General features: G+C 65.3%; 21 protein-coding genes. 12 read left to right on the forward strand and 9 right to left on the reverse strand.

The features are described from left to right. Positions 1-60 precede the first annotated feature (60 nt). The 4 genes from QY049_RS23445 to QY049_RS23460 all read left to right on the forward strand — a co-directional run bounded on the left by QY049_RS23445 (position 61) and on the right by QY049_RS23460 (position 3857). Positions 61-918 (forward strand): FkbM family methyltransferase, encoded by an 858-nt coding sequence (locus QY049_RS23445; protein ID WP_258764521.1) that lies wholly within the window; start codon positions 61-63, stop codon positions 916-918. 16 nt (positions 919-934) lie between these two features. Then, the gene (locus QY049_RS23450; protein WP_258764520.1) at positions 935-1321 is read left to right on the forward strand and encodes a VOC family protein; all 387 of its coding nucleotides are present in this window, start codon (positions 935-937) and stop codon (positions 1319-1321) included. 127 nt (positions 1322-1448) lie between these two features. Then, positions 1449-1691, forward strand: a complete 243-nt coding sequence (locus QY049_RS23455) for a hypothetical protein (protein WP_258764519.1) — start codon at positions 1449-1451, stop codon at positions 1689-1691. A gap of 171 nt (positions 1692-1862) precedes the next feature. Then, on the forward strand, positions 1863-3857 hold the full coding sequence (locus tag QY049_RS23460) for an OmpA family protein (protein WP_258764518.1): 1995 nt from the start codon (positions 1863-1865) through the stop codon (positions 3855-3857). A 149-nt stretch (positions 3858-4006) separates the two neighbouring features. Here QY049_RS23460 and argG read toward each other — a convergent pair whose 3' ends face one another. The 6 genes from argG to QY049_RS23490 form a co-directional block, all read right to left on the reverse strand. Then, the gene (argG, locus tag QY049_RS23465) at positions 4007-5344 is read right to left on the reverse strand and encodes an argininosuccinate synthase (RefSeq protein WP_194478888.1); all 1338 of its coding nucleotides are present in this window, start codon (positions 5342-5344) and stop codon (positions 4007-4009) included. Positions 5345-5438: 94 nt separating this feature from the next. Further along, positions 5439-6215: a phosphatase PAP2 family protein gene (locus QY049_RS23470; protein WP_258764517.1), complete on the reverse strand. Its 777-nt coding sequence runs from the start codon at positions 6213-6215 to the stop codon at positions 5439-5441. Between the two features lie 54 nt (positions 6216-6269). After that, positions 6270-6764 (reverse strand): hypothetical protein, encoded by a 495-nt coding sequence (locus QY049_RS23475; protein WP_258764516.1) that lies wholly within the window; start codon positions 6762-6764, stop codon positions 6270-6272. A 134-nt stretch (positions 6765-6898) separates the two neighbouring features. Then, entirely contained in the window at positions 6899-8101 is a 1203-nt protein-coding gene (rlmN, locus tag QY049_RS23480; RefSeq protein WP_258764515.1) for a 23S rRNA (adenine(2503)-C(2))-methyltransferase RlmN, read from the reverse strand. 185 nt (positions 8102-8286) lie between these two features. Then, positions 8287-8922 (reverse strand): invasion associated locus B family protein, encoded by a 636-nt coding sequence (locus QY049_RS23485; protein WP_258764514.1) that lies wholly within the window; start codon positions 8920-8922, stop codon positions 8287-8289. Positions 8923-9037: 115 nt separating this feature from the next. Continuing rightward, positions 9038-9874 carry an SDR family oxidoreductase gene (locus QY049_RS23490; RefSeq protein ID WP_258764513.1) on the reverse strand — a complete coding sequence of 279 codons (837 nt, stop codon included), beginning with the start codon at positions 9872-9874 and terminating at the stop codon, positions 9038-9040. Between the two features lie 210 nt (positions 9875-10084). Between QY049_RS23490 and QY049_RS23495 the strand changes: the two genes are divergently transcribed. The 3 genes from QY049_RS23495 (at position 10085) to QY049_RS23505 (ending at position 13485) form a co-directional block, all read left to right on the forward strand. Continuing rightward, the gene (locus QY049_RS23495; protein ID WP_258764512.1) at positions 10085-11059 is read left to right on the forward strand and encodes an NADPH:quinone oxidoreductase family protein; all 975 of its coding nucleotides are present in this window, start codon (positions 10085-10087) and stop codon (positions 11057-11059) included. Between the two features lie 401 nt (positions 11060-11460). After that, entirely contained in the window at positions 11461-12312 is an 852-nt protein-coding gene (locus tag QY049_RS23500; protein WP_194478881.1) for a sel1 repeat family protein, read from the forward strand. An 18-nt stretch (positions 12313-12330) separates the two neighbouring features. Then, a complete protein-coding gene (locus QY049_RS23505; protein WP_258764510.1) occupies positions 12331-13485 on the forward strand; it encodes a TAXI family TRAP transporter solute-binding subunit in 1155 nt (384 codons plus the stop codon). Positions 13486-13625: 140 nt separating this feature from the next. Here QY049_RS23505 and QY049_RS23510 read toward each other — a convergent pair whose 3' ends face one another. Further along, positions 13626-14003, reverse strand: coding sequence for a YkvA family protein (locus tag QY049_RS23510; protein ID WP_258764509.1), 378 nt, complete (start codon positions 14001-14003; stop codon positions 13626-13628). A 90-nt stretch (positions 14004-14093) separates the two neighbouring features. Further along, positions 14094-14396 carry a 4a-hydroxytetrahydrobiopterin dehydratase gene (locus QY049_RS23515; RefSeq protein ID WP_258764508.1) on the reverse strand — a complete coding sequence of 101 codons (303 nt, stop codon included), beginning with the start codon at positions 14394-14396 and terminating at the stop codon, positions 14094-14096. A 152-nt stretch (positions 14397-14548) separates the two neighbouring features. Here QY049_RS23515 and QY049_RS23520 point away from each other — a divergent pair, with 152 nt between their 5' ends. Then, on the forward strand, positions 14549-15994 hold the full coding sequence (locus QY049_RS23520; protein ID WP_258764507.1) for a TAXI family TRAP transporter solute-binding subunit: 1446 nt from the start codon (positions 14549-14551) through the stop codon (positions 15992-15994). 184 nt (positions 15995-16178) lie between these two features. Further along, positions 16179-17726 (forward strand): alkaline phosphatase, encoded by a 1548-nt coding sequence (locus tag QY049_RS23525; RefSeq protein ID WP_258764506.1) that lies wholly within the window; start codon positions 16179-16181, stop codon positions 17724-17726. A 7-nt stretch (positions 17727-17733) separates the two neighbouring features. Here the strand turns inward: QY049_RS23525 and QY049_RS23530 are convergent, their stop codons facing one another. Beyond that, positions 17734-18117 (reverse strand): response regulator, encoded by a 384-nt coding sequence (locus tag QY049_RS23530; RefSeq protein ID WP_258764505.1) that lies wholly within the window; start codon positions 18115-18117, stop codon positions 17734-17736. A 185-nt stretch (positions 18118-18302) separates the two neighbouring features. Between QY049_RS23530 and QY049_RS23535 the strand changes: the two genes are divergently transcribed. The 3 genes from QY049_RS23535 (at position 18303) to QY049_RS23545 (ending at position 22534) form a co-directional block, all read left to right on the forward strand. Continuing rightward, complete coding sequence (locus QY049_RS23535; RefSeq protein ID WP_194478874.1) at positions 18303-19079, forward strand: Crp/Fnr family transcriptional regulator; 777 nt, start codon at positions 18303-18305, stop codon at positions 19077-19079. 290 nt (positions 19080-19369) lie between these two features. Further along, positions 19370-21196 (forward strand): translational GTPase TypA, encoded by a 1827-nt coding sequence (gene typA / locus QY049_RS23540; protein WP_194478873.1) that lies wholly within the window; start codon positions 19370-19372, stop codon positions 21194-21196. Positions 21197-21289: 93 nt separating this feature from the next. After that, positions 21290-22534: an NAD(P)/FAD-dependent oxidoreductase gene (locus QY049_RS23545; RefSeq protein WP_258764504.1), complete on the forward strand. Its 1245-nt coding sequence runs from the start codon at positions 21290-21292 to the stop codon at positions 22532-22534. Positions 22535-22557: the final 23 nt, after the last annotated feature.

The raw sequence follows: 22557 nt of genomic DNA on the forward strand, positions 1-22557 counted from the left end.
CCCGGGCTCGCTTCGCGCTCCGGGACGACACTGAAATTGTAGCCCTCACCAAAACCGGCTATGCATGCGCCGCTTGCAACGAGGACCGCCTGCTTGACGCCCGACACCACTCTTTCGACCGCGCCGTTCGGCTCGTATGCGCCGAACGCAGCGCAGGCCGCGATCATCAGCCTCGCGCAACGATCGGGACTGAAGCGCGGCGCGTTCCGGCCGTGGATGTCGCGGCTGGTCAATCTGCTGCGCGGCGGCCCGGTCGACGTGCAATATCAGGGCGCCTCGTTCCGCTTCTATCATCAGGGCAGCGCGACCGAACGCGGCGCGCTGTTCAACCCCGACTACAACATCGACGAGCTCGACTTCCTGCGCCAGCACACGCCGGCCGGCGGGACGTTCGTCGACGTCGGCGCCAATGTCGGCACGTTTGCGCTGGTGATGGCGCGGCAGGTCGGGCCATCAGGCAAGGTCGTCGCGATCGAGCCGCATCCCCTCACCTTTGGCCGGCTCTCGTTCAACCATGCCGCGTCGAAGGCAACGCAGGTGCGCCTGGTCCAGGCCGCCGCGGGCGATGCCGACGGTGAGTTGATGATCGAGAGCGGCGGCGGCAATCTCGGCGCCACGCATGTCGTCACCGGCGCCGCCAGCGCCGAGGCCATCAAGGTGCCGTCGCTGCGGCTCACGCGCATTCTGGAAGATGCCGGCGTCCGCCAGGTCGATTCGCTCAAGATCGACGTCGAGGGTTTTGAGGACCGCGTGCTGATCGGCTTCTTCCGCGACGCGCCGCCGTCGCTGTGGCCGCGTGCGGTGGTGATCGAGCATCTGTCACAAAACGAATGGCAGCAGGATTGTATTGCTGACATGGTCACGCGCGGCTTTGCGATCGCGCGCAAGACGAGAAGCAATACGTTCCTGTCACGCTGAACGGCGGAGGCTATCGATGATCGATCATTTGGGCTTGTCGGTTTCCGACTACGAGGCCGCGAAGACGTTCTACGCCAGGGCGCTGGCGCCGCTCGATTACAGCCTGATCATGGAAGTGACGGAAGAGCAGACCGGCCATGCCGCAGCCGCCGGCTTCGGCGCCGGCGGCAAGCCGGATTTCTGGATCGACGGCAAGGGCGCGATGAACAAGCCGGTGCATGTCGCGATCCTGGCGAAGGACCGCGCGACGGTCGATGCGTTCTACGAGGCTGCGATGGCCGCCGGTGGCCGCGACAACGGGCCGCCCGGCATCCGCCCGCATTATCACGCGAACTATTACGGCGCCTTCGTGCTGGACCCCGACGGCCACAACATCGAGGCGGTCTGTCACGCGCCCGAATAGGACGCCGTCCGTTGTTCGAGCGTGATCCTTTCGGAAAACCGCTACGCGCTTTTCCGGATCATGCTCTCGGAACATCGGCGCCGCATCATCGTTGTCGTTCTCCCGATAACTGATCTCGATGATGCCGATGCCGATCGAACCGCCCGAGATACCGCCGTCGACACCCGGCACGCCGACCGAGCCGCCACCGGGCATTCCGCCGGGCAATCCGCAACCGGAGATCACGCCGCCTGTGCGCGAGCCCGGGGAATCGCCGCGCCCGGATGAATTGCCGGGTCGCGCGCCCGAGGAGATTCCGTCGCGCGGACCGAGCGGTCCGCTCGCGCCGAATCCTGCGACGGATGCCAATTCGTCGCAGGCTCATACGTGACGCGATTGCAAGCCGGGCCTGAATGCGCAATGAACGTTGCTCGTGTGACATGATTTGCATGCAGAAATAAATCGCGACGCAATGTCTTTGCCCGCCACAATCCGGCCTAACGCGTAGCTGTTCATCACCCGACTTCACCTCGTCAAAGAACCTTCCGGGGAATTTCACGACATGACCAATCTTCGCTTCGTGCTGCTTGCCACGACGGCTCTGACCGCGATGCAATTCGCAAGCTCCGCATCGCACGCGCAAAGCGCGCCGCCGCTCGTGGTCGCGCAGGCCCAGCCCGAGAAGGGCCCTGACGGAAAACCGAAGCAGCCTCCGAAGGAGGCGCCGAAGGGACCGCCGCCCGCGGCGCGCCCGGCGACGCCGCCTCCGCCTGCTGCGCCCAAGGCACCAAGCGCCCCGCCCCCCGCGGCTGCACCCCCGCATCCGCCCGCTGCACCTCCGCCGGCCGCAGCGCCGTCGCGCCCGACACCGCCGCCCCCGCCGGCTGCGCCGCCCGCGGCCCGTCAGGCGCCGCCGCCGCCGCCTGCTGCACCGAAGGCCCCAACGCCGCCTCCGGCCCCGCAGCAGCATGTACCGCCGCCGCCTCCCGCAGCGGCTCCGCAGCAGCATGCGCCGACCCCACCACCGCCTCCGCCCGCGGCAGCGCGTCCGGCTGCCCCGCCGCCACCTCCGCCTGCTGCAACCACGCCGCCGTCCGCGGCCCCTGCAGTGCGGCCTGCGCCAACCGCAACGCCAGCCCCGACGACGCCTCCGGCGCCCGCCGTTCGTCCGGCGACGCCTCCGCCCCCGACAGCCACACCCGCGCCGTCGGCAACGCCGGCACCTGGCACCAGGCCTCCGGGACGTCCCGGCGCACCGCCGGCCGCGGGACCGGCTCCGGGCGCAACCCCTGCTCCGACGGCAACGCCCGCGCCCGGCGCGGTGACACCGCCTCCCGGACGCCAGGGTGGAACGCCGCCAGCCGGCGCGCCCGCTGCCGGAACACCGCCCGCGGCACCGCAGGCAGGCGCCGTGCCGCGTCCCCCGGCGCCTCCGCCCGGCGTCGCGGCGCCGACTGTCGTGCCGGCCACGCCGGCCGCAGCTCCGCCGCCCAACAAGGCTCAGTACGCGCCGCCGACGGTTGCACCGGCGTTCCGCGCCGCGCCGACGGTCGCAGCACCGCTGCCGCCGCCGCCGCGTCCGCCGCAGCGTGACCTGACGCCGCTCGCGATCGGCGCGGGCGTGGTGGCCGGCGCCGTGATCGGCGCCACCATCGCGGACCTGCACAAGGAGCGGCACGAGGTCGTGGAAGGCGGCCGCACCGTCTACACCGAGCCGGACCGCATCATCATCCGTGATCCCGGCGGGCAGGCCTATGTCCGCGGCAACGATCTCTATCGCTTCCGCTATGGCGCCCGCGACATCCGCACCGAGACGGTCGGCGGCGAAACCCGCACGGTCGTGATCCGTCCTGACGGAACCGAGATCATCACGGTGGTCGGTCCGGACGGGAGCTTGATGCGACGTATCCGCAGGGATGCGCGTGGCCGCGAGATCGTGATCATCGACAACACCTATCGCGATCCGCGCGCGGTCGGCGGCTTCTATGTCGATGTCCCGCCGCCGGTGGTCAGCATCCCCTACGATCGCTACATCGTCGACGCCCAGGAGGCGTCGCCGCAGGTGATCTACGACACGATGCGGGCGCCGCCGGTGCAGCGAATCGATCGGCGCTACTCGCTCGACGAGATCCGCTACAGCCCCAATGTTCGTATGCAGATGCCGAGCGTCGACGTCAACACGATCAACTTCGCGACGGGATCGTGGACCATTCCGCCGGACCAGGCGGCGCGGTTGCAGGTGATCGCCGACGGCATCAACCAGGCGATCCAGGCCAATCCGCAGGAGGTGTTCCTGATCGAAGGCCACACCGACGCGGTCGGCAACGACGTCGACAATCTGTCGCTGTCGGACCGCCGGGCGCAGGCCGCGGCCGAATTGCTGACCCAGCAGTTCGGCGTGCCCGCGGAGAACCTGACGTCGCAGGGCTACGGCGAGCAGTACCTGAAGGAGCAGACGCAAGGACCGAGCCTGATCAACCGGCGCGTCACCGTCCGCCGCATCACCCCGCTGCTCAACGGCGGCCAGGCCAACGCGGCACCGCCACCGCGCCAGTAAGAGCGTCGCAACAAGAAAATGGCCGGGAGCGATCCCGGCCATTTTTGTTTTGCCTTGCAGGGTGGGTTGGCCGAAGGCGTAACCCGCCTCTTTGATCTCCGCAGCGGCAGACGTGGCGGGTTACGCTTCGCGAACCCGCCCTGCGAACCTCAGCCCTTGTCACTCTCGAGCCGGAAGATCTGCGAACCTTCGCTGCCCGACAGCAGGCCGGTCTTCGAATAGAGACCGAGCTTGGTGCGCGTGTCGGCGATGTCGAGATTGCGCATGGTGAGCTGGCCGATGCGGTCGGCCGGCGTGAAGGCGGCATCCTCGACCTTCTCCATGCTGAGCCTTTCAGGCGCATAGGTGAGGTTCGGGCTCTCGGTGTTGAGGATGGAATAGTCGTTGCCGCGGCGCAGCTCCAGCGTGACCTCGCCGGTGACGGCGCGCGCGACCCAGCGCTGCGCGGTCTCGCGCAGCATCAGGGCCTGCGAGTCGAACCAGCGACCCTGATAGAGCAGGCGTCCCAGGCGCATGCCGCTGATGCGGTACTGCTCAATGGTGTCCTCGTTGTGGATTCCGGTGACGAGGCGCTCGTAGGCGATGTGCAGCAGCGCCATGCCGGGCGCTTCGTAGATGCCGCGGCTCTTGGCCTCGATGATGCGGTTCTCGATCTGGTCGCTCATGCCGAGGCCGTGGCGGCCGCCGATGGTGTTGGCCTCGAGGAACAGCGCGACGGGATCAGAGAAGGTCTGGCCGTTCAGCGCGGTGGGCTGGCCTTCCTCGAAGCGCACGACGACCTTCTCGGCCTTCACGGCACAATCGTCGCGCCAAAACGGCACGCCCATGATCGGGTTGACGATCTTGATGCCGCTGTCGAGGCTTTCGAGATCCTTCGCCTCGTGCGTGGCACCGAGCAGATTGCTGTCGGTCGAGTACGCCTTCTCGGCACTCATCTTGTAGGCAAAGCCCTGCGCGGTCATGAACGCCGACATCTCGGCGCGGCCGCCGAGCTCGTCGATGAACTGCTGGTCGAGCCAGGGCTTGTAGATGCGCAGGGACGGATTGGTCAAAAGGCCGTAGCGGTAGAAGCGCTCGATGTCGTTGCCCTTGAAGGTCGAGCCGTCGCCCCAGATGTTGACGCCGTCTTCCTTCATCGCCGCGACCAGCATCGTGCCGGTGACGGCGCGCCCGAGCGGCGTGGTGTTGAAATAGGTGATGCCACCGGTCGAGATGTGGAAGGCGCCGGACTGGATCGCGGCGATGCCCTCGTGAACCAGCTGCGTGCGGCAGTCGACCAGCACGGCCTTCTCGGCACCGAACGCTTCCGCCTTGCGCGGGATCTCGTTGTAGTCGGCCTCATCGGGCTGGCCGAGATTGGCGGTATAGGCGTAGCAGCGCGCGCCCTTCTGCTTCATCCAGAGCAGCGCAGCCGAGGTGTCGAGGCCGCCTGAAAAAGCGATGCCGACTTTCTCGCCCTTGGGCAGGCTTTTCAGGATCGTGGTCATGGCGCTTCCAATCGGGGCTTAAGGGGGCTGACAGGGGGAATGGTTTGACCGCGCGAATATCAAATTTCGCAGGGCTCGGCACGCATTTAATGGCTCAGATCGACGCTGCCGGGCCAGTCTTGCCACCGAACAGACGCTTGCGGAGCCGGTAGGCGGGCATGTTCAACCGGGTCAGGGCGGCATCGACCGCCTCGTCCGAAAACCGGGTCCGCGGCCAGCGATAGATCAGCGCGAAGGCGAACCAGATCACGACGAAGGTGACGAGGCCGGCGGTCGCGACATCGGTGAAGAAGTGGCCGCCGAAGGCCATGCGGAGGGCGCTGGTCACGGCACCGAACAGCACCGCGCCTGCATAGGCGAGAGGCCGCCACGCCGGCGGCGCCAGCGCGGCCGGCGCCAGCGTCCAGAACGCGGTCGCGCCTTCACCCGAGAAGAACGAGCAATTGCGCGCGCAATCGCCGCGCGGATCCCACCACGCCACGAACTGCTGATCGCCGGCAAACTCGGTCACCACCACCGGGCGCGGCCGGCCCCAATAGGTCTTGAAGGTGAGGTTGGTGAGAACGCCGGCCGACAGGATGATCGTGACCAGCAGGAACACGATCGCGCGCCCCGACACCATCAAGGGACGGTCGGGCCTGATCATCTTGACCACGAGCGCGATCAGCGGCGGCAACACGAAGGCCCAGGACACCCACATCGCAGCGTCACGCGCGAAGCCGGCCCAGCCGTTCAGCTTGATCGGAAAGGTTTTCGTCTCGGGATCGAAGAACAGTGCGGCGAGCTTGAGATCGAGCTCCGGATAAAGGCCGAAGACGACGCCGATCACGAGCCACAGCGCCAGGGCGATGAAGAGTCCGGTACGGTTCATGGCGCGCGGTTTAGCGGAGCGGAGGGGGGATGAAAACCCCGGAATCGGCGTGACTTATCGCACATCTGGCCGCGAATTCGACGGCAGCGGCGGAGGTGGTTGGCGCGGCGGCGGCGGGATGCGCCAAGCGCCGGCATTGCGGCCGGCGACCAGCCAATAGACGACGCCGGCAACGATGCCCGCACCGGTCATGATCTCAAGGTGCCGGCGCACGATGCCTTCGAACTCGAATGTATCGGTATGGAACGGGATGAGACCGAGATAGCAGGCAAGGCCGACGAGGCCGCCGCCGACGGCATAGGCCAGGGCGCTGCGGATATAGAGCGCCTCGGTGATCGCCACTATCACCGCTGCAGGCACCAGCGCGAAGCCCGAGACGAAGATGAAGCCGAAGCCGAGCAGGATGTCGATCGCACCCTGGTCGACGGGACCGGCGCCGAGATCGGAAAACTCCGGAAACAGCAGCGCGCCGACGACGATCATGCCGCCGACGAAGCATGCGGCGAGAAAGCCGATGAAGATGACGATGAGGCGGCCGATCAGGGACATGCGAAAAAAGCCACGATTGTCGTCATTGCGAGGAGCACTTGCGACGAAGCAATCCGGACTGCTTCCGCCGTGACATTCTGGATTGCTTGGCTTCGCTCGCATTGACGAGGAGGCGCGAGCGCGCACATGACAAGCTAATCCGTCATCGCCATTGCGCGCAGCGCCTGGCGTTCGCGGGCCGACAGCTTCTCCGTCTCCGACTTGAGCTGGCCGCAGGCGGCGAGGATGTCGCGGCCGCGCGGGGTGCGCACCGGCGAGGAATAGCCCGCGTTGAAGATGTATTCGGAGAATTTTTCGATCTGGTCCCAGTCCGAGCATTCATAGGCCGTGCCGGGCCACGGATTGAACGGAATCAGATTGATCTTGGCGTGAATGCCCTTGAGCAGCTTCACCAGCAGCTTGGCATCGTCGAGCGAATCGTTGACGCCCTTGAGCATCACATATTCGAAGGTGATGCGGCGCGCGTTCGAGGCGCCGGGATAGTCGCGGCAGGCCTGAAGCAGCTCCTTGATCGGATATTTGCGATTGAGCGGTACCAGCTCGTTGCGCAGTTCGTCGCGCACCGCATGCAGCGAGATCGCCAGCATGACGCCGATCTCCTCGCCGGCGCGCACGATGTTCGGCACCACGCCCGAGGTCGACAGCGTGATGCGGCGGCGGGAGATGCCGATGCCTTCGTTGTCGCCGACGATCAAAAGCGCATCGCGCACCGCATCGAAATTGTAGAGCGGCTCGCCCATGCCCATCATGACGATGTTGGTGACGCGGCGCGTGCCGTCCTCGCGATCGGCCCAGTCGTTCAGGCGGTCGCGCGCAACCATGATCTGGCCGACGATCTCGCCGGCGGTGAGATTGCGCACCAGACGCTGTGTTCCGGTGTGACAGAAAGAGCAGTTGAGCGTGCAGCCGACCTGGGAGGAGACGCAGAGCGTACCGCGATCGGTCTCGGGGATGTAGACGCACTCGACTTCATGCGCCTTCTCGACATTGTCGCCGCTCGGCAGCCGCAGCAACCATTTGCGGGTGCCGTCATTGGAGATCTGCTCGGCCACGACTTCGGGCCGGTCGACCGTGAAGTGCTGGGCGAGCTCGGCACGAATGCCCTTCGAGATCGACGTCATGTCGTCGAAGCCTTGGGCGCCGCGGAAATAGAGCCAGTGCCAGAGCTGCTGCACGCGCATCTTGCGCTGCGCCGGTGCGACGCCGATCTCGCCGAGGCGATCGGCAAGTTCGGTGCGCGACAGACCGATCAGCGAGGGTCTCGCCGGCGGCACATAGGTTTCAAGCGGAGTCTTCTCCACCAGGATTGCGTCGCGCGGCTGGGTCATCGGTTGCATCGATAGGGCCTGATTGCTGTGGTCGTTCCGGGGCAGCTCGAAGAGCTGAACCAGGAACCTCGAGATTCCGGGATCGATGCTACGCATCGCCCCGGAATGACGGAAGAAAATCTGGAACCGGCCCTATATAGCAACCTGAACCGCCGATTGCGACCTTCTCGCCTGCAGCCTTAACGCCTGCAATCCTATCTTCGGCAGTCTTGCGAGATCCGGTCCAGCGCCTGGGCGAGGCCCTTCAGCGAGAACGTGTCGGTCGTCTCCGTCCCCTTGGTCGAGACGCCCTTGACCACCAGATCGGCGGATTTGCGCATGGCTTCGACCATCCGTTCCTCCTCGGCCGCGTTCTTGATCCAGAGGCCGTCGCCTTGCGTGTACATCGCGAAGGAGGCGCCGCCGACCTCGACGGTCGATTCCGAGCCCGGCTTCAGCGCGTAGCCGATCATGACCGAAACTTCGTTGTTCACCTTCTCGGCCGGGCGGGTCGAGACGAAGGCATAGGCGGGATCGCGCGGCCGATTCGGCGGATTGGTCTTCGACGACGACGGCTTGGCCAGCGCGAAGCAGACTTTCTTGCCGTTGGGTGCCGCCGAATAGGCCCCCCAGGTGCCGAACTGGCCGATCAGCGTCGGCTCCGCGCCGCCGGCAACCGCCGCGGGCGGCGCCACCGGCTTGGTATCGTGTTTGGCGGCCGTCTTGGACGCAGTTGCGGCCGGCTTTGCCGCCGCCTTCGGCGCCGGTTGCGCCGTCTGAGCGCGCGCGGAATCACTCAATCCCCACGCCGCCACGCCAGTCATCAAAGCCAAAAAGAGCGCCCGCCACATGCTGGAGTGGTTCCCTCAATATTGTGACTGGAAGATGGCCCGGCCGTGCGTTGTCCCCGAGTCAGGGATAACCGGGAAAGTCCAATTTGGGAAGGCAGTTAGCCGAGCAACAGGACTAGCTTTTGGACCGCGCGGCGCGCTGTTCGGCCCATTGCGCGTCGGTCCATTGCAACAGGTCCTCGGCACCGGAACTGCGCAAATGCGCGCCGCCGTCGATCACCACCATCTCGCCGTTGATGTAAGCAGCACGGTCCGAGACCAGGAAGCTGGCGAGGTCGGCAAGCTCGCTGTGCTCGCCATTGCGCCCCATCGGGTTGCGCAGCAGGCTGTCGTCGCGTCCCTGGAGCCGCAACTGGCCGGACGCGCCCGGCGTCGGGAACGGGCCCGGCGCGATCGCGACCGTGCGGATGCCCTTCGGACCCCACTCCACCGCGAGACTCCTGGTCATCGCCAACACCGCCGATTTCGCCATCGCGGAAGGGACGGTGAAGGCGCGGCCGGTGATGGTCGAGGTCGAGAGGATCGAGAGTACGACACCATTGTGCTTGCCATCGATCCAACGCTTGCCAGCAGCGAGCGTGCAGTACATCGCGCCGTGCAGCGTTGGCGCCAGGATCGCATCGGCCGCGCGGAACGACAGATGCTCGCTTTGTGCGATGAAGGTCGCGGCGGCATTGTTGACGAGAATATCGAGTGGTGCTTCGCGCCAGATCGCATCCATCATCGCGTCGACGGCGGCACCGTCGCGAACATCGCACGCGATCGCGGTGACCTTGCCGCCGATCTCTTTGCGCATCTCGCTCGCAGTTGCTTCGAGCCGATCGAGCTTGCGGCCGCAGATCACGAGCTCTGCGCCAAGCGCGAGGAAGCGGCGTCCCATCGCAGCACCGAGGCCCGAACCGCCGCCGGTGACGAGGATCCGTTTGTCCTTGAGCAGACCTGTTTCAAACATGGTTTGAATCCTTTCTTTTTGTTCTTGCTCCGTCATTGCGAGCGAGGCGAAGCAATCCAGAGTCCGCACCGCGGAAAATAGTCGCTACGCTCGCAATGACGAGGATAGGCCAGCGCGCTCCTCAGACAAAGAATCCCGATTGTAGGGTCGCCCCAAATCCGGCAAAACCGCCCTAACTAGAACTCCACTCGAAACGCCCCAGGTGCCGCCATGAAAGCCATCCTCTGCTCGCAATATTGCCAGCCCGACGATCTCGTGCTCGCCGACGTGCCGGATCCGGTGGCAGGTCCCGGCGAGGCCGTGATCGCGATCAAGGCGGCGGCGCTGAATTTCTTCGACATCCTGATGATCCAGGGCAAGTACCAGATCAAGCCGCCGTTCCCGTTCTCGCCCGCCGCCGAAGTTGCCGGTGTGATCGAGAGCATCGGCCCTGGTGTCACTGATCTCAAGGTCGGCGATCGCGTGGTCGCGTCCTGCGGCCACAACGGCGCGCGCGAGAAGATCGCGTTGCCTGCTTCGGGGATCGTGAAGATCCCGGACAATCTCGACTACGACCGCGCGGCCGGCATCATCATCATCTACGGCACGGCGCTGCATGCGCTGGAAGATCGCGCCAGCCCGAAGCCGGGCGAGACGCTCGCGGTGCTCGGTGCTGCCGGCGGCACCGGGCTTGCCGCGTGCGAGCTCGGCAAGCTGATGGGCCTGAAAGTGATCGCCTGCGCCTCGTCCGAGGAGAAGCTCGAATTCGCCAAGGCTCACGGCGCCGAGCTGACGCTGAATTACGCCAAGGAAGATCTGAAGGAAGGCCTGCGCAAGCTCACGGGCGGCAAGGGCGTCGACATCATCTTCGATCCAGTGGGTGGCGCGTATGCGGAAGCGGCGCTGCGCTCGATCGCCTGGGAAGGCCGCTTCCTCGTGATCGGCTTTGCCGCCGGCGACATTCCGAAGATGCCGCTGAACCTCGCGCTGCTGAAGGGCTGCGATATCAGAGGCGTGTTCTGGGGCGCCTGGACCCGACAGAATCCCGAGAAGAACCGCGCCAATCTCGAGAAGCTCGTGAAGTGGACGGCGGAAGGAAAGATCTCATCTCATGTCGACCGCACCTTCCCGCTGGCGCAGACCGCCGACGCGCTGAAGGTGCTCGCGGGACGGCAGGCCATGGGCAAGGTGATCCTGCATCCGTGAGGATGCGGCGTAGTCGCCACATACTCAACCGTCATCGCCTGGCTTGACCGGGCGATCCAGTAACTCCGAGACGGTCGTAGCCGAAGCGATGGGCCGCGACGTACCGGATTCCCCGCCTTCGCGCGCCTTCGCGGGGAATGACAGCGAGCGCGGGGCGGGCCGTGTGCCCACCGCTGCACTGTAAAGTCCCCCTCAACCATTCGCGCAGAAATTGCGGTGCACTCCGCCGCCTCGCCCCAATCAAACCCAAATATCTCCCTGATCGCGCCAACCGCCGTCGTTTTTTGGGCTGATTCAAACTGCGATTTACGGGTTCCAGTTTGCGGGGCGCTTCTGGACAACAACAAGAAGACTGAAGCCGGGACGGCCCCTGCGTTGCGTCAGTAATGGGGAGCATCACCATGGAGTCGACGGCACACCGTCCGTCCAGGGGGTCGAGCGCGCTCGACTCCAATCGAACGGAATCACAATCATCCACCGCGTCCTACATCCGCGCGCGCGCACAACGCGCCGATCTTTCACAGGTCGATCCGATCCCACTCTTTCTGTGCGACCCGCTCGGTACACCCGATCCGCGCGAATTTGCACCGCTGGATTTGCGCTCAGAACGGAAGATCTTCCCGCGCGTTCTCGCCGCTGTTGTGGTTGTAGGCTTCTTGGCGATTTTGGCCGCGCTGTTTCAGCCCGACCTGCGCAGCCTCGTCGCCGCCAATGCCGGTGGCGCAACGGCCACAACTCCTGAGCAGCCAGCGATGCCGGCCAATGCGCCGGTTGCGCGGCAGGCCGCGCTCAAGGACCCTGCTCGCGCCACCAGGCCGACGCTGGCGAGCGCCGACATGCAGAACCTGCCGGCCCCATCGACGCCAAGCCGTGAAGCGATTGCGACGGCCTACCAGAGTGCGCTGCAAGCCCAGACGCCTGTGCCCGTCGCCGCCGTGCAACCCGCGTCACCTCCATCTCCGCCGGCAAAGACGCTCGATGCCGATACGCTGGCAGGGTTGATGACGCGGGCGAGGAGCCTGATCGGCGTCGGCGACATCGCCGCAGCGCGGCTGCTGCTCGAACGCACCGCGAGCGCGGGGGACGCAACGGCCGCACTTCTGCTGGCGCAGACCTATGATCCGGCCGTGCTCGGCACGAGGGACACACGCAGCGTCAGTGCCGACGCGAGCGCGGCACGCGACTGGTACCAGAAGGCCGCAACGCTCGGATCCGCCGAGGCGCAGCAGCGCCTCGCCCAGCTTTCGAACTAGAACTTTTCAGGGGACATCATGCGTAACGCTTTGAGAATGGCGCTTGCCGCCGTCACGACGATCTGCGCCTTCGCGGCTCATGCTGAACAGACCGAATATGATCCGGCCAAGGTCTCCGACAGCCTGAAGGCCATCTTCCAGTTCGGCTCGAGTTCGACCCAACAGGCGCTGAACGCCAACACCGTGACGCTGATAACAGGCACGATCGGCGGCACCTATGTGCAATTCGGCGCCGACCTCGCCTCGGTGCTCGACGACGGCAACAAGATCCGCGTCCTGCCGATCGTCGGCCGCGGCTCGGTGCAGAGCGTGGCCGACATCCTGTTCCTGCAAGGCGTCGATCTCGGCGTGGTGCGCGCTGATACGCTGGATTACCTCGAGCGAAAGGGATTCGCGAAGGACATCAAGCGGCAGTTCACCTATGTCACCAAGCTCTACAACGAGGAGATGCAGGTGATCGCACCGAAATCGGTCGCGACGCTGAAAGACCTCGAGGGCAAGACGGTCAGCGTCGACTTGCCGAACGGCGGCACTTTCGTCACCGCACTCACCGTGTTCGAGCGGCTCGGGATCAGGGCGAAGTTTGTCTATGTCGAGCAGCGCATTGCGATGGAGAAATTGAAGGCCGGCGAGATCGACGCCGTCATCGTGGTCGGCGGCAAGCCGTACAAATCGGTCTCGACCTTCGGCAATGACGGTCGCTTCCATCTCGCGCGCGTGGATTATGCAAAGCCGCTCCAGAACGACTATCTGCCGGCGACGCTCACGGCCAAGGACTATCCGAACCTGATCAAGGAGGGCGAGAGCGTGGATACGATCGCCGTGCCTGCTGTGCTAGCGGCCTATAATTGGGCACCCAACACGGAGCGCTATCGCAAGCTCGCGCTGTTCGTGGATGCCTTCTTCACGAAATTCCCGGCGCTTCAGAACGCACCCTTCCATCCCAAATGGAAAGAGGTGTCGCTCGCGGCTCCCCTGGCGGGCTGGAGCAGATTGCCGGTGGCGCAGCAATGGCTCGACCGGCACGGCGTCGAACCGGTAACGCAGCAACGCTTCGAAGCATTCCTGAAGCAGAGCCCGGCGGGCGCGAAGGTGTCCGACGCGGAGCGGGAGACGCTGTTCAGGCAATTCCAGGCATGGGATGCGGAGAAGGCGCGCGCGGAGAAGAGGTAGCGGACGGCCACACTCTCGCTGTCATCGCCCGGCTTGACCGGGCGATCCAGTACTCCGAGACGGCCGTGATTGAATCGAGAAGCCGCGGCGTACTGGATTCTCCGCCTTCGCGGAGAATAACAGCGGAATATGGGGCCCTGCTATTCCTCCGCCTCATCCACGCCGCGCTTCAGCGCGGCACGCGCGGCTTCGCGGTGCTCCGAGGTGATGTGGCTGGCGACCATGCGAATGGCAGTGGCGAGAATCGCGGCGTCATCGGTGAAGCCGAGCACCGGCATCACGTCGGGGATGAAGTCGAACGGGAGGATGAAATAGGCGATCGCCCCCAACAGCGACGCCTGGACATGGCGCGGCGTCTGCCGGTCGAAGGCGCAGTAATAGGCCGCGAGCAGATCCTCGGTGAACGGCAGATGCGCGGCGACGCGCTTCAGCTTGCGCCAGAAGCGGCGGCGCACGCTGTCACGATCTTCCGCGAGCCGATCGGCCGGCTCGAAGCCGACACCGTGTTCGGCAGCCATGGCCGAGAACTCCCCGTTCAGCCGGACGCGGCGGATCGCCGCATCGCATGCCGATCACAACATGGGGATGCGCATTTTGCCTGCAAGATGTCAGCCCGATGTAAGCTTGGCGATGGCGTTCATCGCGGTCGCAAGCTCGACGTCGAGCCTGGTGACGCCGCCGGCGTCGTGGGTCGAGAGCACCACCTCCACCGTCTTGTAAACGTTGCGCCATTCCGGGTGATGATCCATTTTTTCAGCGATCAGCGCCGCGCGGGTCATGAAGCCGAAGGCCTCGTTGAAATCCTTGAAGACAAAGGTTTTCCCGATGGCGTCGCGGCCCTGGACCTCGGTCCAGCCCGGGATACCGCCCAGCGCCTGCTTGCGTGCGTCCGCCGCCAATCGCTCTGCCATGACCGCCTCCGTTCTTCAGGGGAACTTTACCCTAACGCCCCGCTTACGCCTGGGGTTCATCGGGGATTTCGCGCATCCGCTAACCATGACGGAGATGTAACCCCGCCGGACAAGAAATTTGCTACAATTGCGGGCGTAAATCGCCGGCCAAGATGAAACTGAGCCTGAAGCGCCTGTTTGGGAGATCGATGACCGGGGACTTGAACCTGGCCGAGACGCCCCCTCCGCGTTCGCCGCGATCCGCGGCGCGGAAGACCGCGCTCGTGTCTCTGGCGCTGGTGCTCGCCATCATCGGCGCGCTCGCCGGCGGCTACTATTTCGCGATGCGACCGGTCACGCTGAAGATCGCGGTCGGCCCAGCCAACAGCGACGATCTCAAAGTCGTGCAGACACTGACGCAGGCCTTCGCGCAGAGCAAAGGCTTCGTGCGGCTGCGCCCGATCCCGACCGAGGGCGCCACCGCCAGCGCGGGCCAGCTCGCCGAAGGCAAGGCGGATCTTGCCATCGTGCGCGGCGATCTCGACGTTCCCAAGAACGCGCAGGCCGTTGCGACGCTGCGCAAGAACGTCGTGGTGCTGTGGTCGGTGCCGGGCAAGGGCAAGAAGAAGGGCGCGAAGATCACCAAGATCGCACAGCTCGCCGGCCACCGCGTCGGCGTGGTCGGTAAGACGCAGGCCAACGTCAATCTGCTGAAAGTGATCCTGCAGCAATACGGCATCGATCCCGCCAAGGTCGAGATCGTGCAATTCCCGGCAAGTGAGGTCGTGGAAGCGATCAAGGCCCAGAAGGCCGACGTCTATCTCGCGGCCGGCCCGGTCAACAGCAAGATCACATCGGATGCGATTGCGGCCTCCGCCAGGGACGGCGGCACGCCGATCTTCCTCGCGATCGATTCGGCGGATGCGATCGCGCAGAATCATCCGGTCTATGAAGCCTCGGAAATTCCCGCCGGCACCTATGGCGGCTCGCCCGATCGTCCCGACGACGAGGTCAAGACCATCAGCTTCTCGCATCATATCGTGGCGCGCAAAGGCCTGTCAGAGACCACGGTCGCGGCCTTCACCCGGCAGCTCTTCGCCGTGCGCCAGCAATTGCTGACCGACTTCCCGCAGGCCGCGAAGATCGAAACGCCCGACACCGACAAGGACGCGGTGATCCCCGTGCATCCGGGCGCCGCCGCCTTCGTCGACGGCGAGGAGAAGACCTTCCTCGACAAGTACAGCGATTACATCTGGTGGAGCCTGATGGCGCTCTCGGCCACGGGCTCGCTCGGCGCCTGGTTCGCGGGCTACCTCAAAAAGGACGAGCGCGACAACAACAGCCATCTGCGCGAGCGCCTGCTCGACATGCTCACCGCAGCCCGGAAGAGCGAGACGACCGACGAGCTCGACCAGATGCAGGCCGAGGCCGACGAGATCCTGCGCGACACGCTGCGCTGCTTCGATCACGGTGCCATCGAGGAAGGCGCACTGGCGGCCTTCAACATCGCGCTCGACCAATTCCACACCGCGGTCGCCGACCGCAAGGCGGTGCTGTCCAGCCTGCCGCAGAACCTGCAGCGCGCCGGTGCGCAATTCCGAGCGGCCGGCAACGCATAACGTCTGCACGCGTAATTGCCGCGTCACAATGTCTCAATATAGGTTCCGTCGTCATTCCGGGATGGTCCGAAGGACCAGACCTCAGGTGCGCCATTGCGCACCGGGGAATCTCGAGATTCCGAATTCGCGCTTCGCGCGCTCCGGAATGACAGCTCAAGATGCGCCAGCCCGCGAGCCCCACGCCATGAAGATCAAATTCTCCCGCCGCAAATTCCTCACCACCGGCGCCGGCGCACTCGGCGCGATCGCGATGCCGCATCTGTCGCGCGCCGCCGACCGGCCTATGGTCACCCACGGCGTGCAGTCCGGCGACGTCACCGTCGATGGCGGTGTGGTCTGGGCGCGCACCGACCGTCCCGCGCAGATGCTGGTCGAGATGGCGACGACGGAATCGTTCAAGGACTCCCGTGCGCTGCCGCCGATCGCGGCGCTGCCCGAGAGCGACTTCACCGCGAAGATGCTGGTGGAGAATCTGCCCGGCGGACAGGACATCTTCTACCGCGTCCGCTTCCGCGATCTCTCCCATACTGCGATCGAAGGCGAGCCGGTGGTCGGCCGCTTCCGCACCGCGCCGGCCGACCGCCGCGACGTCAGCTTCGTCTGGGGCGGCGACGTCGCCGGCCAAGGCTGGGGCATCAATCCCGATGACGGCGGCATGCTCACCTTCTCAGCCATGCGCAAGCACCGGCCGGATTTCCTGCTGCACTCCGGCGACACCATCTACGCCGACGGCGTGATCCCTTCCGAGGTGAAGCTCGCCGACGGCAATATCTGGAAGAACCTCACCATCCCCGAAAAGGCCAAGGTCGCCGAGACGCTGGACGAGTACCGCGCGGCGCACAAATACAATTTCACCGACGACAACGTCCGCGCCTTCAATGCCGAAGTGCCTGTTTTCGTGCAGTGGGACGATCACGAGGTGACCAACAACTGGTCGCAGTCGAAGGATCTGCCGGCGACCTACAAGGTGCGCGACATCTCGCTGCTCGCGGCGCGCGCGAGCCGCGCCTTCCACGAGATGTATCCGATGCGCGAGAGCATCAATGAGCCGGGCCGGGTCTATCGCAAGATCTCCTACGGCCCGCATCTCGACGTGTTCGTGCTCGACGAGCGCAGCTATCGCGGCCCGAACGGCGCCAATCTCGAAACCGAGTACGGCCCGGCCAGCTATTTCCTCGGGCTCGAGCAGATGGCCTGGCTGAAACGCGAACTGCTCAATTCGCGCGCGACCTGGAAGGTGATCGCCTCCGACATGCCGCTCAGCATCCTCGTTTACGATGATGCCGCGAACAAGAAGGGTTCGGAAGCCTTCGCGCAAAGCGACGGCCCGCCCCGCGGCCGCGAACTCGAGATCGCCGACATCCTGCGCTTCATCAAGGTGGCGCCGATCAGGAACACGGTGTGGCTGACGGCGGACGTGCACTACGCCGCCGCGCATTATTACGATCCGAACAAGGCGCAGTTCCAGGATTTCGAGCCGTTCTGGGAGTTCGTCTCGGGCCCGCTGCACGCCGGCACGTTCGGCCCGAACGAGCTCGACAACACGTTCGGCCCCGAGGTGCGCTTCGTCAGGGCACCCGGCCTCGACAAGCAGAACCTGCCGCCGTCAGCGGGCATGCAGTTCTTCGGTCACGTCAAGATCCACGGCACTTCCGGCCAGATGACGGTGACGCTGCGCGACCGCGCCGACGTCGCGCTGTGGTCGACCACGCTCGATCCGAAACTCGCCTGAGGCCGATCTAGCCGCCGCGCGCCTGCAACGCCGCCTCCAGCGCATCGCTGGAGCAGGGCTTTTGCAGCCGTGGCCGTGCGGCAAACTCCGGCGGAATGCTCGTCTCCGCGCCGTAGCCGGTGACGAAGACGAAGGGAATATCCAAGGCTGCAAGCCGTTCGGCGATCGCAAAACTCTTCTCGCGGATCAACTCGACATCGAGCAGCGCGAAGTCGGGCGCGCGTGCCGTGATGGCGTTCAGGGCCTGCGCCACCGAGCCCACCGTGCGCACGCTGCTCACGCCAAAGCCGAGCAGGCGATCCTCGAAATCGATCGCGATGATCGGATCGTCCTCGACGATCAGCACATCGGCAGGGCTCACGGCTGAGCCGTCGGGGGAAGCAGGTATCATGATCCTGGCTATTGAGGGCTGCATGTTGTCACCAATCAGGACAGCCCATGCCGACGCCTGCGCCCAGCGCATCGGAGGGTTCCCGGAACGAAACTCACCACAGAACAGTTTTGACGTCTGTCCACATGTGCACACAAGCCATGGACGGAACTCGCTAAGGTGGAGGGGAGGATGGGGAGTTTGCGATGGATGCGCGTATCAGCAAGACAAGCGAGATCGAGAGCCGCCCTGCCAACAATCTGCTGCGGCGGCTGAATGCGCCGGACTATGCGCTGCTCGCACCACATTTCGCCGTCGACGAGGTCGGCCCGAACCATCTGCTCTACAGTCCCGGCGACGATGTTCAGGTCGTGCACTTTCCGTGCGGGCCCTCGCTCGCGACGTTCCTCGTTCCGAACGAGGACGGCCGCGACGTCGAGACCATCCTGGTCGGCCGTGAGGGCGCGGTGGGCGGCATCGTCAGCGAAGGATTTCTGCCGGCCTATACCCGCATCTGCGTCAAGTTCGGCGGCCCGTTCGCGCGCATTCACGTCGGCAAGCTGGAAGCGGCGAAGGCGCGCTCGCCGTCACTGCGCAACATCTTCGCGCGCTATGCCGACTGCATGCTGGCGCAGATTTTCCAGTCGACCGCCTGCAACGCCATTCACTCGATCGAGCAGCGCACGGCGAAATGGATCATCGCGGCGATGGAGCGAACCGGCGACGAGAGCAGCGTGCCGTTGACGCATGAGCAGCTCGCCACGTTGCTCGGCGTGGGGCGCAGCTATGCCAGCCGCGTGTTGCAATCGTTCAAGGCCGAAGGCGTGCTCGACACGCGGCGCGGCTCGATCCTGGTCCGCAACCATGACGGCCTGCGCCTGCGCGCCTGCCTCTGCAACGACGCCGTCAAGATGCACTTCGAGGAGGTGCTGCGCGGGGTCTATCCGACAGAGGAGCCGAACCACAGCTCCGCACAGGGCTAGTTGGGGCACTTGTCCCGCGAATAAAGGGCCGGTTTGGTCCGGGATATTCTAAGCCCCGGGGATTCCCGGACAAAATTCAATCAACCAACCTCGAAAGAACGCATTGTTTTTTGGCGTTTTTTCCCTATATTGCGGCGCAAACGCATGGGGTGCCCGGTCGATATGGCCGGGTTTCCTTTTTGGGCGTAGCAGGCCCCGTTTTCCACGTTTCAGCGTTGTCCGTGAAGAGGTCCCGGCTTGACCGGCGAGATCGCGCTTAACCCATTGTCCGACCGCAAAGAAGCTCACTCATGAACCTTCGTAACGTCGCCATCATCGCCCACGTCGACCATGGCAAGACGACCCTCGTCGACAAGCTCCTCCAGCAGTCCGGCACGTTCCGCGAGAACCAGAAGGTGACGGATCGCGCCATGGACTCCAACGACCTGGAGCGCGAGCGCGGCATCACCATTCTGGCCAAGGCGGCCTCGGTGCAGTGGAAGGACACCCGCGTCAACATCGTCGACACTCCCGGCCATGCCGATTTCGGCGGTGAGGTCGAGCGAATCCTGAACATGGTGGACGGCGCGCTGGTGCTGGTGGACGCGGCCGAAGGCCCGCTGCCGCAGACCAAGTTCGTGGTCTCCAAGGCGCTCAAGGTCGGCCTCAAGCCGATCGTCGTCATCAACAAGGTCGATCGCCCCGACGCGCGCCCGACCGAAGTCATCAACGAGGTGTTCGACCTGTTCGCGGCGCTCGACGCAAGCGAGGAGCAGCTCGACTTCCCGATCCTCTACGGGTCGGCCAAGCAGGGCTGGATGGCCGAGAGCCCGGAGGGTCCGCAGGACAAGGGCATGGAGCCGCTGTTCGACCTGATCCTGCGTCACGTCGCACCGCCGACGGTCGAGGAAGGGCCGTTCCGGATGATCGGCACCATCCTGGAAGCCAATCCCTATCTCGGCCGCATCATCACCGGCCGCATCTCGTCCGGCGTGCTCAAGCCGAACCAGCAGGTCAAGGTGCTTCATGCCGACGGCAAGCTGGTCGAGACCGGGCGTATCACCAAGATCCTGGCATTCCGCGGTCTCGAGCGCACGCCGCTCGATGAAGCCGAAGCCGGCGACATCGTCGCCATTGCCGGCCTGACCAAAGGCACCGTCGCCGACACTTTCTGCGATCCCACCGTCGAAGTGCCGCTGCCGGCGCAGCCGATCGATCCGCCGACCGTGTCGATGTCGTTCATCGTCAACAACTCCCCGCTCGCCGGCACCGAAGGCGACAAGGTGACGAGCCGCATGATCCGCGACCGTCTCTTGCGTGAAGCCGAGGGCAACGTCGCGTTGCGCGTCGTCGAGTCCGCCGACAAGGATGCGATGGAAGTGTCCGGCCGCGGCGAATTGCAGCTCGCGATCCTGATCGAGACCATGCGTCGTGAGGGCTTTGAGCTCTCGGTGTCGCGCCCGCGCGTCGTGTACCAGAAGGACGAAGCGACCGGCGCCACCATGGAGCCGATCGAGGAGGTCGTGATCGACGTCGACGAGGAGCATTCCGGCGTCGTCGTGCAGAAGATGAGCGAGCGCAAGTCCGAGTTGATCGAGATGAAGCCCTCGGGCGGCAATCGTCAGCGCCTGGTGTTCTACGCGCCGACCCGCGGCCTGATCGGCTACCAGGGCGAACTGCTCACCGACACCCGCGGCACCGCGATCATGAACCGCCTGTTCCACGGCTATGCCCCGTACAAGGGCGAGATCCAGGGCCGCCGTAACGGCGTCTTGATCTCCAACGACCAGGGCGAGGCGGTGGCCTACGCCATGTTCAAGCTGGAAGACCGCGGCCCGATGATGATCGAGCCCGGCTGGAAGGTCTACAAGGGCATGATCGTCGGCGAGCACACCCGCGACAACGATCTCGAGATCAACGTGCTCAAGGGCAAGCAGCTCACCAACATCCGCACGACGTCGAAGGACGAAGCCGTGCGCCTGACCCCGCCGATCCGCATGACCCTCGAAAAGGCGCTCGCCTATATCGAGGACGACGAGCTCGTCGAGGTCACCCCGAAGTCGATCCGCCTGCGCAAGAAGCACCTCGACCCAAACGAACGCAAGCGCGCGGAAAAGGCCAAGGAAGCGGTGGCGTAAGGCCGCCGGTCTCACTCACTGTCATGCCCCGGCTGCCGGGCGATGACAGTTCGTCTTGTGGTGGGCTTTCAGCGAACGTGCTAGAGCCCACCCATGTCCTTGCCCTCCTCCGTCGACGTCGCGATCATCGGCGCCGGTGCCGCCGGCCTTGGCGCAGCACACGCGTTGGCGGGCTCCAGCCTCTGCGTGATCGTGCTGGAGGCACGCAACCGGCTTGGCGGCCGCGCCTGGACCGTGCAAGCCTCGCCTGACGTGACCTTCGACGTCGGCTGCGGCTGGCTGCACTCCGCGGACAAGAACTCCTTCGTCGCCGTCGCAAGGCAACTCGGTTTCGAGCTCAACAAGGATCTGCCGCCCTGGCGCGAGCGCGCCTATGGCAATGCGTTTCCGCAAGGCGAGCGCGACGATTTCATGCGCGCGATGGAGGCCTTCTACGAGCGGCTCTGGCAGGCCGCGCAGAAAGGCACGGACGAGCCCGCGAGCCTGAGCCTCGAGCCCGGCAATCGCTGGAACCCGATGATCGACGCGATCTCGACCTACATCAACGGCTGCGAACTCGAGGACATGTCGACGCTCGACTGGGACGCCTATGAGGACAGCGAACTCAACTGGCGCCTCCGCCGCGGCTACGGCGCGCTCATCGCGGCCTATGGCGCGCCATGCCCGGTGGCGCTGAACTGCAACGTCACGCTGATCGATCATTCAGCGAAGCGCATCCGCATCGAGACATCACAGGGCACGCTTGCTGCCGACAAGGTGATCGTCACCGTGCCGACCAATCTGATCGCTGACCAAGCGATCCGCTTCTCGCCGCCGCTCCCCGCCAAGATCGATGCCGCAGCCGGCCTGCCGCTCGGCCTCGACGACAAGGTGACGCTGGCGCTCGACGGCGCCGAAGCCTTCCCGAAAGAAGGGAACCTGCGCGGCGCCACCATGCGCACCGGGATGGGCACCTATCACATCCGCCCGTTCGGCCAGCCCTGCATCGAAGGTTTTTTCGGCGGCAGTTTTGCCCGCCAGCTGGAAGCCGCCGGCGAGGGCGCCATCGCCGCACACAGCATCGACGAGATCGCAAGCTTTCTCGGCAACGACATCCGCCGCAAGCTGAAGCCGCTGTATGAGTCACGCTGGGGGCATGATCCGTTTGCAAGAGGCTCGTACTCGCACGCGCTGCCCGGTCACGCCGGAGATCGCGCCGTGCTGGCGGAGCCAGTGGACGGGCGACTGTTCTTTGCGGGAGAGGCGACCTCGCCGAATTTCTTCACGACGGCGCACGGGGCACGGGACAGTGGGGAGCGGGCGGCGAAGGAAGCGCTGGCGGCTCTTGGCAAGCCGTAACCGCACGCTCCGTCGTTGCGAGT

Source organism: Bradyrhizobium sp. WYCCWR 13022 (genome assembly GCF_030435535.1).
In the GTDB taxonomy this organism is placed as follows: domain Bacteria; phylum Pseudomonadota; class Alphaproteobacteria; order Rhizobiales; family Xanthobacteraceae; genus Bradyrhizobium.

Excerpts from the sequence above, each read along its gene's own strand:
- typA (WP_194478873.1), top strand. The coding sequence starts at position 19,370 with ATGAACCTTCGTAACGTCGCCATCATCGCCCACGTCGACCATGGCAAG.
- QY049_RS23445 (WP_258764521.1), top strand. The coding sequence starts at position 61 with ATGCATGCGCCGCTTGCAACGAGGACCGCCTGCTTGACGCCCGACACC.
- QY049_RS23470 (WP_258764517.1), bottom strand. The coding sequence starts at position 6,215 with ATGAACCGTACCGGACTCTTCATCGCCCTGGCGCTGTGGCTCGTGATC.
- QY049_RS23505 (WP_258764510.1), top strand. The coding sequence starts at position 12,331 with ATGCGTAACGCTTTGAGAATGGCGCTTGCCGCCGTCACGACGATCTGC.
- QY049_RS23545 (WP_258764504.1), top strand. The coding sequence starts at position 21,290 with ATGTCCTTGCCCTCCTCCGTCGACGTCGCGATCATCGGCGCCGGTGCC.
- QY049_RS23490 (WP_258764513.1), bottom strand. The coding sequence starts at position 9,874 with ATGTTTGAAACAGGTCTGCTCAAGGACAAACGGATCCTCGTCACCGGC.
- argG (WP_194478888.1), bottom strand. The coding sequence starts at position 5,344 with ATGACCACGATCCTGAAAAGCCTGCCCAAGGGCGAGAAAGTCGGCATC.
- QY049_RS23500 (WP_194478881.1), top strand. The coding sequence starts at position 11,461 with ATGGAGTCGACGGCACACCGTCCGTCCAGGGGGTCGAGCGCGCTCGAC.
- QY049_RS23485 (WP_258764514.1), bottom strand. The coding sequence starts at position 8,922 with ATGTGGCGGGCGCTCTTTTTGGCTTTGATGACTGGCGTGGCGGCGTGG.
- rlmN (WP_258764515.1), bottom strand. The coding sequence starts at position 8,101 with ATGCAACCGATGACCCAGCCGCGCGACGCAATCCTGGTGGAGAAGACT.
- QY049_RS23515 (WP_258764508.1), bottom strand. The coding sequence starts at position 14,396 with ATGGCAGAGCGATTGGCGGCGGACGCACGCAAGCAGGCGCTGGGCGGT.
- QY049_RS23460 (WP_258764518.1), top strand. The coding sequence starts at position 1,863 with ATGACCAATCTTCGCTTCGTGCTGCTTGCCACGACGGCTCTGACCGCG.
- QY049_RS23525 (WP_258764506.1), top strand. The coding sequence starts at position 16,179 with ATGAAGATCAAATTCTCCCGCCGCAAATTCCTCACCACCGGCGCCGGC.
- QY049_RS23475 (WP_258764516.1), bottom strand. The coding sequence starts at position 6,764 with ATGTCCCTGATCGGCCGCCTCATCGTCATCTTCATCGGCTTTCTCGCC.
- QY049_RS23535 (WP_194478874.1), top strand. The coding sequence starts at position 18,303 with ATGGATGCGCGTATCAGCAAGACAAGCGAGATCGAGAGCCGCCCTGCC.
- QY049_RS23450 (WP_258764520.1), top strand. The coding sequence starts at position 935 with ATGATCGATCATTTGGGCTTGTCGGTTTCCGACTACGAGGCCGCGAAG.
- QY049_RS23530 (WP_258764505.1), bottom strand. The coding sequence starts at position 18,117 with ATGATACCTGCTTCCCCCGACGGCTCAGCCGTGAGCCCTGCCGATGTG.
- QY049_RS23455 (WP_258764519.1), top strand. The coding sequence starts at position 1,449 with ATGCCGATCGAACCGCCCGAGATACCGCCGTCGACACCCGGCACGCCG.
- QY049_RS23520 (WP_258764507.1), top strand. The coding sequence starts at position 14,549 with ATGAAACTGAGCCTGAAGCGCCTGTTTGGGAGATCGATGACCGGGGAC.
- QY049_RS23495 (WP_258764512.1), top strand. The coding sequence starts at position 10,085 with ATGAAAGCCATCCTCTGCTCGCAATATTGCCAGCCCGACGATCTCGTG.
- QY049_RS23510 (WP_258764509.1), bottom strand. The coding sequence starts at position 14,003 with ATGGCTGCCGAACACGGTGTCGGCTTCGAGCCGGCCGATCGGCTCGCG.